Annotated in this window: 9 protein-coding genes and 1 pseudogene; 5 read left to right on the top strand and 5 right to left on the bottom strand. The window is 60.0% G+C overall.

Going from position 1 to position 12,528, the window contains the following annotated elements; translation table 11 throughout:
- Positions 1 to 28: 28 nt before the first annotated feature.
- A complete protein-coding gene (gene nifS / locus AC0L25_RS21380) occupies positions 29 to 1,228 on the bottom strand; it encodes a cysteine desulfurase NifS (protein WP_473597334.1) in 1,200 nt (399 codons plus the stop codon).
- 181 nt (positions 1,229 to 1,409) lie between these two features.
- Positions 1,410 to 1,727 carry a HesB/IscA family protein gene (locus AC0L25_RS21375; RefSeq protein ID WP_473597333.1) on the bottom strand — a complete coding sequence of 106 codons (318 nt, stop codon included), beginning with the start codon at positions 1,725 to 1,727 and terminating at the stop codon, positions 1,410 to 1,412.
- 319 nt (positions 1,728 to 2,046) lie between these two features.
- On the opposite strand from AC0L25_RS21375, the gene AC0L25_RS21370 reads away from it, so the two are divergent.
- The gene (locus tag AC0L25_RS21370; protein ID WP_473597332.1) at positions 2,047 to 3,108 is read left to right on the top strand and encodes a hemin-degrading factor; all 1,062 of its coding nucleotides are present in this window, start codon (positions 2,047 to 2,049) and stop codon (positions 3,106 to 3,108) included.
- Between the two features lie 1,468 nt (positions 3,109 to 4,576).
- Here the strand turns inward: AC0L25_RS21370 and AC0L25_RS21365 are convergent.
- Positions 4,577 to 5,743: an IS110 family RNA-guided transposase gene (locus AC0L25_RS21365; RefSeq protein WP_127257056.1), complete on the bottom strand. Its 1,167-nt coding sequence runs from the start codon at positions 5,741 to 5,743 to the stop codon at positions 4,577 to 4,579.
- A gap of 424 nt (positions 5,744 to 6,167) precedes the next feature.
- Between AC0L25_RS21365 and AC0L25_RS21360 the strand changes: the two genes are divergently transcribed.
- From AC0L25_RS21360 to AC0L25_RS21345, 4 genes and pseudogenes are all read left to right on the top strand, one after another.
- Positions 6,168 to 7,385: a cytochrome P450 gene (locus tag AC0L25_RS21360; protein ID WP_473597331.1), complete on the top strand. Its 1,218-nt coding sequence runs from the start codon at positions 6,168 to 6,170 to the stop codon at positions 7,383 to 7,385.
- Between the two features lie 43 nt (positions 7,386 to 7,428).
- Positions 7,429 to 7,551: pseudogene (locus AC0L25_RS21355) on the top strand (ferredoxin); the annotation flags it as partial.
- Positions 7,552 to 7,710: 159 nt separating this feature from the next.
- Entirely contained in the window at positions 7,711 to 8,295 is a 585-nt protein-coding gene (locus AC0L25_RS21350) for a nuclear transport factor 2 family protein (protein WP_473597350.1), read from the top strand.
- A 721-nt stretch (positions 8,296 to 9,016) separates the two neighbouring features.
- Entirely contained in the window at positions 9,017 to 9,658 is a 642-nt protein-coding gene (locus AC0L25_RS21345) for a nitrogen fixation protein NifQ (protein ID WP_473597330.1), read from the top strand.
- Here the strand turns inward: AC0L25_RS21345 and rpoN are convergent.
- A complete protein-coding gene (rpoN, locus tag AC0L25_RS21340; RefSeq protein WP_473597329.1) occupies positions 9,637 to 11,046 on the bottom strand; it encodes an RNA polymerase factor sigma-54 in 1,410 nt (469 codons plus the stop codon). The two genes, AC0L25_RS21345 and rpoN, sit on opposite strands and share 22 nt — an antisense overlap.
- Positions 11,047 to 11,225: 179 nt before the next feature.
- Positions 11,226 to 11,759, bottom strand: coding sequence for a redoxin family protein (locus AC0L25_RS21335; RefSeq protein ID WP_473597328.1), 534 nt, complete (start codon positions 11,757 to 11,759; stop codon positions 11,226 to 11,228).
- Positions 11,760 to 12,528: the final 769 nt, after the last annotated feature.

Here is a 12,528-nt window from a genome sequence, read left to right as displayed (position 1 = left end):
ACCCGACCGCTCATGAATGGACGCCGGTTCATCTGCCGCTGAGACCTGGTACGCATTGAAGGCCTTCGGCGCTCCGTATATTCGACCCGGAACTGTGAGCGTCGCGCAGCTTCTCCACAATTGAAGGCAAGACCTCTAGCACGCGGTCCACCTCTTCTTGTCCGTTGTCACGCGCGAAAGAGAAGCGAACCGCCCGATGTGGCATTTTCATCGCCCTCAGGACGTGACTTGGCTCCGCACAGCCCGATGTGCAGGCGGACCCGGAGGAACAGACGATACCCTCGTGGTTGAGGAGATGCAGGATTCCATGGCCTTCAATACCTTCGAAGGCAATGTTTGCGGTGTTCGGCAAACGCTCCAGGGGATCGCCGTTGACGAAGCTGTTTGGGACACGCTGGACAAGCCCGTTTTCCAGCCGGTCGCGGAGCCACTTTATCCGCGTGGTCTCGGCATCCATGAATTTCAAGGCGAGTTCGGCGGCCATGCCGAGCCCGACTATGCCGGACGTGTTTTCGGTGCCCGCGCGCCGGTCGCTCTCTTGGTGACCCCCCTTGATCAGGGACTGGAACGGCACGCCGCGCTTGACGAAAAGGGCGCCGGCCCCTTTTGGTCCATGAAATTTATGGCTGGAGAGCGACAGCATGTCGATGGCGGTTGATTTCAGGTCCATCGGGAGCTTGCCGACTGCCTGCACGGCATCAGTGTGGAAAAGGGCGCCGACTTCCTTGGCCAATTCGGCGAGCTTGGCGACGGGGAAGATCGTACCAGTCTCGTTATTGGCCCACATGATCGAGACGATTGCCACGTTCGGGTTGAGGACGGCCCGGTAAGCGTCGACGTTCAGCCGGCCATGGCGGTCCACCGGGATCCTGTGCACCTTAGCGCGGCGCGTCTCCTCAAGATGAGCGCAGAGGGTCAGCACAGCCGGATGTTCGACAGCGGAAGTCACGATCTCTGTTCGGTCAAACATCACCTCGAGCGCCGAAAGGATGGCCGCATTGTCGCTTTCCGTTCCACCCGAGGTGAAGGTGATCTCATCGTCGAACTCCGCGCCGATCAGCGCCTGCAACTGACGCCGCGCGTTGCTCAACGCGGCGCCGGCAAGGGCGCCAAAACCGTGCGCCGACGAAGGGTTGCCGAATTGATCCGTAAGCAACGGCAACATCGCTTCAACGACCGCGGGATCGACCCTTGTCGTTGCGTTGTTGTCGAGATAGACAACTTTCATGGGCTATGGTCCTCAATGGATCGAATGACGTGAGGCGCAACCCGGTCGCATCGAGCCTTGCGCATGCCGTTGCTGGCGGGGACGATCCAGAAGCGGTGCAGGTGCCCCCCAGATTGGCGCAGATTGGGCCGCCATCGCACCGACAAGCTCACCTCAGGCGCCCTCTCTCCTTCTTCGGCAATCAACTACAGGACTTGCCGCAGCACTTCCCGCTCGCATTCGGATTGTCGAAGACAAAGCCGGAGGTTTCGAGACCCATGACGAAGTCGACGGCCATGCCGGCTACATGCGGCTGGGTGCCGGCGTCTACGAACACCTTGATCCCATCCGTCTCGATGATCGCGTCGCCCTCGCGCGGGACGCTCTCCAGGCCCATCGAGTATTTGAAGCCGGAGCAGCCGCCGGCCTCGACCATGATGCGAAAGCCTTCTGCCGGCTCACTAGCCTTGGAAAGAGCGGTTTTAACGGCGGCAACGGCCTTGTCGGTGAGCGTAATCATCGCTCGTTTCTCCTCGGTGCGTGACGGTTTGGGCATCACCGTGCATGGACCGTGCCAATGGGAAAAACCCGTTTCCGGACAGTGCGACATCGCCAACGCGGCCACGATTCTGGTTCGGCTGTTACCGCGAAGGCGTCGGACAATCGACAGGTATTGTCGGATTTGTCGAGACCGCCACAGGGGGATGAGCTCAAGTTCCCTGTGAACTGGCATGTAAGTCGGTTTCCGAGCGCTTCGAGCAATTGGCACGACTTTTGAGCTCTTTTTTGGCGAGGGCGAAGATGCCCGACCGATAGTATGCGCAAGCAGGGGTGAAGACATGCACCAGCGCGAGAAACCTTCGCCGGAGAGGATCCGGCGAGCACGCGAAGACTGTCCCAGCATCCGCAGCCGCGATCTCGCCGGCCAATTGGGCATTTCGGAAGCGGAGCTCTACGCGGCACATTGCGGTTTTGGCACGGTGCGCATCGAGCCCCGCGTTAACGATATGCTGACCGGTCTCGAGGCGGTCGGCGAGGTGATGGCGCTGACCCGCAATGCCAGTGCCGTGCATGAGAAGATAGGCATCTACGAAAAGGTGTTCACCGGAAAGCGTCACGCCATAGTGCTCGGCAAGGACATTGATTTGCGCATCTTCGCGAACGTGTGGGCGCACGGCTTTGCGGTCGAGACACGCGATGGCGGGGAGATCCACCGCAGCCTGCAATTCTTCGACGCCGCAGGCGAGGCAGTGCACAAGGTGCATCTGAGGTCGTCCTCCAACCTCTATGCCTATCAAAAACTGACAGACGAGCTCCAATCCTCGAACCAGGAGCCGATCGTGTCGGTTAAGGGGAGGTCAGCCGAAAACGTCGCAAAGATTGCGGACCAAGCCGCTACAGTCGATGACCTGAGGGAGCACTGGAGCCGGCTGAGCGACGTGCACCAGTTCTTCGGCATGCTGAAGGCCCTGAACCTCAGCCGCCGCCAGGCGGTGCGCATGGTCGGCCAGGATTACGCCTGGCTGCTCGACAATGCTGCCGTTGGCGCCATGTTCCATCGTGCGGCCGAGGACGAGATGCCGATCATGTGCTTCGTCGGCAATCGTGGCTGCATCCAGATTCATTCCGGCCCTATCAAGTCGGTCAAGCAGATCGGGCCCTGCATCAATGTGCTCGACGAGACTTTCCACCTGCATCTCAGGGCCCACCACATCCGTGAGGTTTGGGCCGTGCGCAAGCCGACCAGGGACGGTCACGTCACGTCACTCGAAGCCTATGGCGCCAATGGCAAGATGATCGTCCAGTTCTTCGGGACGCGCAAGGAAGGCGAACCCGAGCGCCACGACTGGCGGCTACTGGCCGAGAACCTGCCGCGCATTCCCCGTTCAACCGCCGCTTGAGGTGAGGCCGATGCATATCGATTCCCGTTTCGCTGGGCATGCGCCGCTACTCTGGATTTGCTGACCACCGCTTTGCCTGCCGAGGCCAACGAGGGCACAGCTACCTTTTGCGGCCCGCCGAGGATCACCTCGATCGGAGGCGCCATTCCCGAGGGCCACCGCGCTTGGCGAGGATCGCCATCATTGCTCCCTTTGCGATGAGCCACAACCTGAACTCCGCGGTAAAGCTACTCAATGCAGGCAAATGCGTCAGCTGCCCGGACGGGTGTGTTGTCGGTCAATTGTCCAACATCCCAGATGCACGGCAGCGGGCGGGAGGAATTGCTCGAAGTGAAGTCGATTGGTCCCTCCGTCAAGTTTCCAGAGGACGGCCTCCACAAAGGCATCTCGAATGATCCTTCGTCGGCAAGAGCCCTCGGCGTCTTATGCCAAGCTCGAAAAGGTAGCGTCCGAGACGGATGCAAAGCTGAACACGGCAGCCCGCATCATCAAAGAACCCTTAGCGCATCCTGTTCGCGCTATCGGCGAAGCGCGGCGATAAGATTCTTGCCAAGAGCACCAACACAGCAGGCAACGGCCGGGTTGCCGATGCGACCAGTGCGGTCGAGGATTCTCCGGCTACCAGCAGATGCCCGACAAGGCGATCGCCATCGCCAGGCCGATGTGATCCTGACGCAGAAGTATGTGGGGCGCCGATCTCGGCAGTGAGCTATTTGCAGGCGCCCTGATGGCCTCGGCGCCGGCGGACGTGGGGCCCTCTTCTTGCCATAGGCGCGGCCGATCGCGGCCCCGTCTCCGACTCGCTCAGGCGCTCGACCGCATACAAATCATCTCGCGCAAGAGATCGGGATCCGGAGCCTTCTCCACGAGCGCGCAGGTTCACCATGCCGTCGGTCATCGATCGTCCTTCGAATTAGTTGTGTCAGCAACCCAACCCTACCGAAGAACATCAATGACCGCCGCTACGCCGCTCGCTCGCTTGTATGGGCTAATCTTTGTCAAGGTGATCTTTCGGTCGTTCCGTCTCCTTGTTCAGCTGTGGCGCCCCATTTGTTCCTGCTTTGGCTCCGGGGTTCATTGGGGGCGCCGCGCGCAGTGACGGTCAAGGGTGGGCCTTTGGCCATCGCGAAGCGACTTGCCCTTGATGGTCACGAGCACGGCGGCAGCGTTACATTGAGCCGGCAGGTAACTGTTCGTAGAGGTCTATAACTTGCAAACCGAGGGGAGCTCGCCATCAGGCGCCGTAAACGCGCCGCAAGCTTGTATGCGGTAGATCCTCGCGGATCAAAAACCATGATGCAGCCATACGCATCGGCGGCGAAGCTCCGGGCGGTGGGCCCATTCTACAGCGCGGCGTCGTAAGCCATGTGAGCGGCCGGGATCACCACCACCTCGGATCGTTATCGGCAGACGCTATTGCAGCTGCCAAACTTCAATGCTCGTCCTGTCGAACCCCCTCCTCCATGCTTTATACCGGACGCAGGGCTACTCCCGTCGGGATCTCGCCGGTCGTGACAAGTCGCCAGAAGGCAATCAGTAGCTTGCGCGCCAAAGCCACGATCATTGTCTTGCGCGTACCGCCACGGCCATCGGCCGTTCTCGCGCAAAACCAGTGCGCCAGCGCGCTGTCCTTTTGGAATTGGAGGAACCGCCAAGCCAGTAGGATCATGCCGTAGCGGACGCGAGCGTTGCCGGCCCGCGCAAGACCTTTCTCGCGCCTGCGTTGGCCGCTCTCATCCGGCGCCCCGGTAAGTCCGGCATAGCGGGCGACGGCTCTCCGATCACGCAGGCCGCGTGAGAGAATCTCATTCACCAGCATGTCCGCAGTCTCGATACCGACACCGATGATCCGCGCAAGAAGGCGAACCATCGCGAGCGGACCCTTCTCCGTGTCCGGAACCACCGAGAGCTGCCGCAACCGCTCCTGTTCGATCTCGTGGATTTGTTCACGCAACAGGTGAAGCCGTCCGAGATTACGGCGCAACTCGGCTCGGCTTCGTTCCGGTAGGGGCATACCTTCCGCCGTATGCAGAGCCTCCAGTTTCTCGGCAGCTTTGCGCAGATTGGGTTTGAAGGCGCGAATGCCGAAGCGAGCGAGGATTGCCTTTATGCGGTTGACGATCCGTGTACGTTCGCGGACGAGATTGTCTCGTTCACGGTTCGGACGGCGAGCCTCCTCCTCATTGATGGTTGGGATGGCTGCCATGCTGCAGTGGCGCTTCTCGCCCCGCAGCCAGCCAAGAAAGGCGCGCATCAGCAGTTCGGTATCGAGGCGATCGGTCTTGGCACGCCGATGTTCACGGGAAACCGCGACGCTCGATGGATGTATGACATAAGCTTCGACAGCGCGCGCCTGGAGCCAGCGCGCCAACCAAAAGCCGTCGCGTCCAGCCTCATAGGCGACAACGATGCGCCGGACTTCACGCCCGGCTTGGATGGCTTCGCTGCGCCAGCGGCGCAACAGCCTGAACACCGAATCCGGGTCGGCATCGAGCTTCTTGAGAGGGTTACGTTCAAAGCCAGGGACCGTCGCAGCAATGAGCCACTTTGTCTGGCTCATCTCAATCACTGCGACCAACGTGCTGTCCTGATCAAGGGCGGTAAGGGATTTGCTTGCATCAAAGGATGGTGACATGGGGCGCTCCTTAGGTAGCTGCTCAACAGCGTCGAGGGTGCCACACGCTCGCCGCCGCCCATAGCATCTACAGCGCTTGTGGAGGGCGCGCTCGCGAGCGGCATCGCTACCGCCGAGCTACACCCTCTCTCGCAGGTGACCTCGTTCGATACTTAGCCTCTTCAGTCGGCTCCTCGTTAGCATTCTTTCCGCAAACCTTGTCGTGTCTGGAACAGTCATGAATGTCGAAATTCGTACCAAGGTTAGCCTCAGTAGGGCCGCTACAACACAGATATGAGCAGCGCCAATGGTGCGCTTATTCGGCACGCAATTTGCTCGACGTTGTCATCGGAGGCGATGTCGGCAGTGCGCGCGGAGCTCAGCGGTGACGAATAGCCTTGCGATCTCAGTCGAGCGCGTAAACGCCTGAACGCTGGAGAACCAAATGGCGACCAACCCGGTTCCAGATCATGTCCCGCCGGAAATGGTGGGCGACTTCAGCCTTTTTACTTCGCCAGGTATGTCACCGACGCCCAACGGCGACCCGCACGCAGCAGTCGCTTGCGTGCATGCCGGACCGCCAATCTTTTATTCGCCCTGGAACACGCATACCGGGCAGGGTGCTTGGGTCATCACTCGCGCCGCAGATCAGCGCCGGGTGCTGCAGGAGACCGAAAACTTTTCCAGTCATCGCAACATCTTCGCATCGGCACTGGGCGAAGACTGGCCGACGATCCCGCTCGAACTCGATCCACCTTCCCATAAGGTCTTTCGCTCTCTGCTCAATCCGCTGTTTTCGCCGAAGCGTGTAACGGAATTGGAACCGACCATCCGCGAGCGAGCGATAACGCTTATCAACAGGATCGCCTCGTCGGGCACAAGCTGCGATGCCATGAAGGATTTCGCCTATCCTTTCGCGGTCAGCATCTTCCTTCGCTTTCTCGGACTGCCGGATCACCGTCTCGATACATTTGTCGCCTGGGCGAAAGATCTGCTCCACGGCGATGATGTGAGACGGACGGCGGCGGCTCGGACAATTGTGGCGTTCATTGACGAACTAGCGGCGATGCGCCGTAAAAAGCCCGTCGACGATTTCATGAGCTTCATTGTGCAGGCACAGGTCGAGGGCCGCGGGCTGACAGACGAGGAGGTCCGTGGCATTGGCGTGCTCATTTTGGTGGCGGGGCTCGACACGGTCGCTACAGCAATCGGCTTTGACTTGGCCTATCTCGCGCGAAACCTGGAAGATCAGGAATTGCTCCGAAAAGAACCGGACCGGATCGTGCGCGCAGCCGAAGAACTGCTGCGCGCCTATCCGAGCGTCCATCTGATCCGCGTGGCACGGAAAGATATCGACTTCGAAGGCGCGCCGATCCGCAAGGGCGACTATGTTTCCTGCGCCACGATGATTGCAAATCGTGACCCCGCGGAATTCGAGGCCCCCAACACGGTCGATCTGACGCGAGAGGGCAACCGCCACGCCGCCTTTGGCTATGGTCCCCACCGTTGCCTTGGCTCACATCTCGCCCGGCGGGAAATTGTCATTGGCCTGGAGGAATGGCTGGCGCGCCTGCCGCCCTTTCGTATCAAGGAGGGAACAGCACCCATCACCCATGGCGGCCATGTGTTCGGGATCGAAAATCTGATCCTGGACTGGGCCTAAACCTAGCCCCGCCTGAGCCGGGCACAGACGTTGGGAGGTCGCCTTGCGCATTATCGTCCACAAAGCCAGATGCCAGGGGCATGCGCGATGCTCGGCGCGAGCGCCGGCAGTCTTCAAGCTGGATGAGGCGGGCTACATCCTGCCTGGTGACATTGAGGTTGCGGATGGGGAGCAACTGCTTGCGGCAAATGGGGTGCGATCCTGCCCCGAACTAGCGCTGGAAATCGACGATCCGCCTGCTGCGCGAATTGCTTCGGAGACCACCCCCAAACCGAAGACAGGGGTTCCGGAACACGTCAGAACCACGGAATTTGCGCCAGAGCCGATGGACCAAGCAAAAATTGCCGAACTGCTCAACCGTGAGGCGATCCGCGACTGCCTTTATCGGTTTTGCCGCGGGATAGACCGCGCCGACGAGGCGGCGCTGCGCAGTGCGTACTGGCCCGACGCACATGACAGCCACGGGCCCTATCGCGGCCCGGCCGAGGGCTTCATTCGGTTTGCGCTTGATGTCTTCAAGACCGGACCGCGCAACATCCATCAGATCACGAACATCCTGATCGAATTCATCAACCCGGCTGAGGCCACGGTCGAGAGCTATTTCACCGCGCTGCAACGAGGACCGGACAAAGACGGAGAAGTGCGTCAGACGTTTCTATGCGGGCGCTACTGCGATCTGTTTCAAAAGCGGGAAGGGGAGTGGCGGATTGCCGAACGGACCGTTGTCTATGACTGGCTGGAGGAGCAGATCCCATCCTTGGTGCTGGAGGCAGAACGCTTCGGCACGCGACAGCCGATCGGAACACCGTATCCGGACGATCCGGTCTATGCGCTCGGGAAGCCTCGCACTGCTTCTCACGACAATGCCTTCACAGCTTCGGAACCGCATCAGTGGGACGACGGACTATGAATACTTTGCAACGCCACAGCGACACCCTGCAAAGTAAAGATGCGGCCGGCAGGGACCCCGCGACGGCGTGACTGTGACAGCGCTCTGCTCTGCCACCACGAGCGCACCAGGGACGCCGGTGTGCATCGATTTGCTGAAGCTTGGCAGAGCCGCTCATCGATCCTGAACCGGGTCAGATCGTGTTACAGAGCCAGTTGGAAGATTTCGACCAGGGACAATGCTAACAGACCGAATTGTGGTTCGACCAGACCATTCCCGCCATCAACAACGCGCTGGGTCATGCGCGGGTTGAGTTCGCAACGGGTTGTACTTCTTGCGGCTTCTTGGCCGTTCAGATGGCATAAACGAACGTCCACCGGCCGCTCATGACCGGACGCTCTAGATGCCTCTGATGACTAGCGCTTTCGTCACCCTGGACGGCTCCTGACGGGCTGCCCCGAATATCTCACCTGCCGAGGCTTTGCTTGCACGGGGTAATGCCGCTGCTGAAGGGGTCTGCTCGAGCGCGGTCCCTTCACCGAGTCTAGGGTGAAGTCCTCGCGCTTGCGACGGTAGCGCGGTGACTTCGAAGGCGAGCTCAAGGCGTAGTCATGGCGGTCGACCCGCGGCCCGCTGTATTGGGCTGTATGGGGTCGAGCCTGCGCCGGCGCGTCCCCTAGTTAGACACATGTGCTCGCGGCAGGGCCGCTGCATGACGAGAACAAACCAGGAGAACGGGACCATGTCCGCCCATAAAGACGCATGTGTCGGCGCCGGCCAATGCCCCACCGTCGAGCCGGAGAGGGGGTTCGACGAGCATGTCCTTACCTGCGTTCTCTCGTGTGCGCTCAAGGAGGTCGAGGCTGGCGAAGCGACAGCGACGGAGTCAACAGGGCTTTCCCTCGCCGAACTGCGCCAAGTCCTGCCCCGGGGTTTGTCCGCAACCGCTATGGCAGCCTTAGCCTTGGAAGACGTCAGCGATCCTGAGCCGGGCATGGAGGAAGAACTTCTGCGCGGCCTTCTGCTGGCGCATGCCCGGCCGAGCGACCCGGCTAGCGTGCGCTTCGCTAAGATCGTCGCCCGGCGTGCCATGCGCGATGACCATCTTTGGCAGGATCTTGGTCTTCTCAATCGGGCCGAGCTCAACCGCCTGCTCGCCACGCATTTTCCGATGCTTGCGGCCGGCAATACCCGAAACATGAAATGGAAGAAGTACTTTTACCGCAAACTCTGTGAGGCCGAAGGGTTTTCGCTATGCACTGCGCCCAATTGCCGGGAATGTAGCGATTTCGACGGTTGCTTCGGCCCGGAGGAGGGCGAATGTGAAGAACGCGTCACATTTGATTTAGGGGCCGCTTTTGGTCACGAGGCCTTGAGGCCTTGATCGCCGTCCCGCCACAAGCGCTTTTCCCGGCGCCGCTGTATGGAGGAGGGGATGTTCATCGCCTCGCGATATTTGGTGACCGTGCGGCGAGCGAGATCTATGCCGCATTCCTTGAGCCGGTCGGCGATGTCATCGTCAGAAAGCATGTTATCAAGCGATTCTTCGGCGACCATCGCTTTGATCCGATGGCGGACAGCTTCAGCGGAGTGCGCATCACCGCCCTCACAGGAGGCGATCGCGACAGTGAAGAAATACTTGAGTTCGAACACCCCGCGTGGGGTAACCATGTACTTGTTCGAGGTCACCCGGCTTACAGTCGACTCATGCATGTTGATCGCGTCAGCGACCGTCCTGAGATTGAGGGGCCGTAGGTGGGCGACGCCATATTCCAGAAAGGCATCCTGCTGGCGCACGATTTCGGTGGCAACCTTAAGGATCGTCTTGGCGCGCTGATCGAGGCTGCGGATCAGCCAGTTCGCGTTTTGCAAGCATTCATTGAGAAATGTCATGTCTTTCGATTTTTTGGCGGCTCGGCAGGAAACCTCCGCGACATAGCTTTGGTTGATCAGCACCTTGGGCAGCGTGTTCGGATCAAGTTCGATCTGCCATCCACCTCCTGGCGAGCGCAGGACCCATACGTCCGGTATCACGCATTCCGGCGTTCCCGACTGGAATGTGTTTCCAGGCTTGGGGTCAAGCGCACGGATTTCCTGCAGCATGTCGAGAAGATCTTCTTCATCGACGCCGCAACGCTGCTTCAATGTCTGAAAATCGCGTCGCGCAAGCATCTCAAGGTTGGCAACCAGAACCGCCATCGCCGGGTCGAACCGGTTTCGCTCGCGCAACTGTATCTCGAGACATTCGCTGAGCGATCGTGCGAAAATTCCCGGTGGATCGAGGTGCTGCAAGACGCCCAGCACCCGTTCCACATGGGCCAGCCCGACGTTTAGGGTGTCAGCCAAGTCCGAAGGCCTTACCCGAAGATAGCCAGTGTCATCCAGATGCCCGGCAAGCTGATGAGCAATCAGCCGCTCGTGCGGTGTGAAGGCAGTGAGGGAGATCTGACGAGCGACATGGTCGTGCAACGTTTCGGCTAAGGCGACAAACTCCTCATAGGCAGGACGCTCGCCCGGCGTGGTGTTCGTCGTGTTGGGCTGGGATTTCCCTTGTCTGGGCAGGTCCGGGGACCCTGCCCAGGTCGGTCCTTCAACCTCGCCAGACCGGCCTTCGTCGTTTGGCGCGTGCTCCAGAAGCGGATTTTTCTCGAGCTCCTGGTCCACGAACTGATGCAGTTCGGCATGCGTCAGCTGCAACAGGCGAATCGACTCGATGAGTTGAGGCGATGCCGCAAGAGACTGTTTCTGAAGTAGGCTGAAGGACGATTTCATGGTCAGTTCGGTATTCCTGTCAAAGAAGCTCTTGGCCGTGGCTAATTAAATCTCTCACAGGTCGACGCTTCTAAGCCGCGTCACGTTTGAACGACCTCACGGGACGCGCGCTCCAGAGCTTTGCGCTTTGCGCACAGTGTCGTCCAAAACGCAGTTGCGCATGGTCGATGTGCACCAGGTCACGCAGCGTCCCTCAATGATTGAAGGACGTTCTGCGGGGATGAGACGCCATAGGGGTCGGTCTCGCAGTTGTCGGAGAAACCTTCCTCCTCAAACCACTGCTCCACCACGCCATTATTAAGCAGAGCCGCGTAGCGCCAGGAGCGCATACCGAACCCCAGATTGTCCTTGGCAACCAGCATGCCCATTTTGCGCGTGAACTCGCCAGACCCGTCCGGGATCAGCTCGACCTTCTGCAGCCCCAAGGACTTTCCCCATGCGTTCATGACAAAGGCATCGTTGACCGAGAGGCAGTAGATCGCGTCAACTCCTTCTTTCTTGAAATCCTCGTAGAGATTTTCGAAATTGGGCAGTTGGTAGGTCGAGCAGGTCGGGGTGAAAGCGCCAGGCAGGGAGAACAGGATGACGCGCTTGCCGGCAAAGTAGTCGTCGGATGTTTTTTCTTCCCAGCGGTATGGATTTGGCCCCTGGACTGAATCATCGTGAACACGCGTGAGAAATGTGACGAATGGGACCTTCTTTTGACCGGTCATCAACTTGCTCCTTTGAAAAAACTGGCGCACTGAAATCTTACTGAGGCTGGCGCATACCGCGCTGTGGTGCTGCCGGGCGCGAGACAATGCCTACGCGGCTCCCGATCCTTTCCCCGTTCGGGTGTATGGGAAACGGCCCGGCTCCAGATGTTCGGATCTCCAAACCGGGCGATGCCAGTGCTCAGCGAGGACAACCACCGCCGCCTTTCGATCGTTTAGAGCTTCGTGTGCCAGCATGGTTCGGTATCGGCTTTCATCGTGTTCAATGGGCTCTGAGCACGAGCAGCAAGAGACGTGCCATTTGCAATGAAGCTGCTTCTGCACCAAAGTTTTCCTGTTCGGACGTCTTTCGCCAAGCCGGATGCGCGCCGTAGCCGTCAGGTGTGTAGCGCGGATATTTGCGCTTCCGCCGGCTGGCAAACACCACACAGCGCAGGCCCATGCCCCGGCGCAGCCGCGGGCACCACCGCAGCGGGGGCACAGTGTGCGCTTAGCTATGTTCGCAGAGGCATGACTGACGCGAACGCACGCCCCTGTGGCAACAATTCATGGCGGCCGCTCTTCGGCGATCGCCATGATCCCGCGTCGATGTCGATCGAATTTGGCTCGGCCACGATCATGACATGCTTGGCGTTCCAATTGGCTTCACCGTGCGCGCCCATCGAAACCTCTGTGTCGGAAACGGAACGAGATTTGTCGCAAGGCCGACCGAAAGGTCGCCAAGCCGCCGCTGGTTAGCGGGAAGGGGCGCAACGCCAACGGAGCGCCA

Source organism: Mesorhizobium sp. WSM4813, from assembly GCF_055811555.1.
Note: the sequence above shows the minus strand (reverse complement) of the source record. Positions and strands in the feature narration are given on the sequence as shown.

What these genes read in the sequence shown, in the direction of transcription:
- AC0L25_RS21360 (WP_473597331.1), top strand. Translation starts at nt 6,168, where the DNA reads ATGGCGACCAACCCGGTTCCAGATCATGTCCCGCCGGAAATGGTGGGC.
- AC0L25_RS21370 (WP_473597332.1), top strand. Translation starts at nt 2,047, where the DNA reads ATGCACCAGCGCGAGAAACCTTCGCCGGAGAGGATCCGGCGAGCACGC.
- nifS (WP_473597334.1), bottom strand. Translation starts at nt 1,228, where the DNA reads ATGAAAGTTGTCTATCTCGACAACAACGCAACGACAAGGGTCGATCCC.
- AC0L25_RS21375 (WP_473597333.1), bottom strand. Translation starts at nt 1,727, where the DNA reads ATGATTACGCTCACCGACAAGGCCGTTGCCGCCGTTAAAACCGCTCTT.
- AC0L25_RS21350 (WP_473597350.1), top strand. Translation starts at nt 7,711, where the DNA reads ATGGACCAAGCAAAAATTGCCGAACTGCTCAACCGTGAGGCGATCCGC.
- AC0L25_RS21345 (WP_473597330.1), top strand. Translation starts at nt 9,017, where the DNA reads ATGTCCGCCCATAAAGACGCATGTGTCGGCGCCGGCCAATGCCCCACC.
- AC0L25_RS21335 (WP_473597328.1), bottom strand. Translation starts at nt 11,759, where the DNA reads ATGACCGGTCAAAAGAAGGTCCCATTCGTCACATTTCTCACGCGTGTT.
- AC0L25_RS21365 (WP_127257056.1), bottom strand. Translation starts at nt 5,743, where the DNA reads ATGTCACCATCCTTTGATGCAAGCAAATCCCTTACCGCCCTTGATCAG.
- rpoN (WP_473597329.1), bottom strand. Translation starts at nt 11,046, where the DNA reads ATGAAATCGTCCTTCAGCCTACTTCAGAAACAGTCTCTTGCGGCATCG.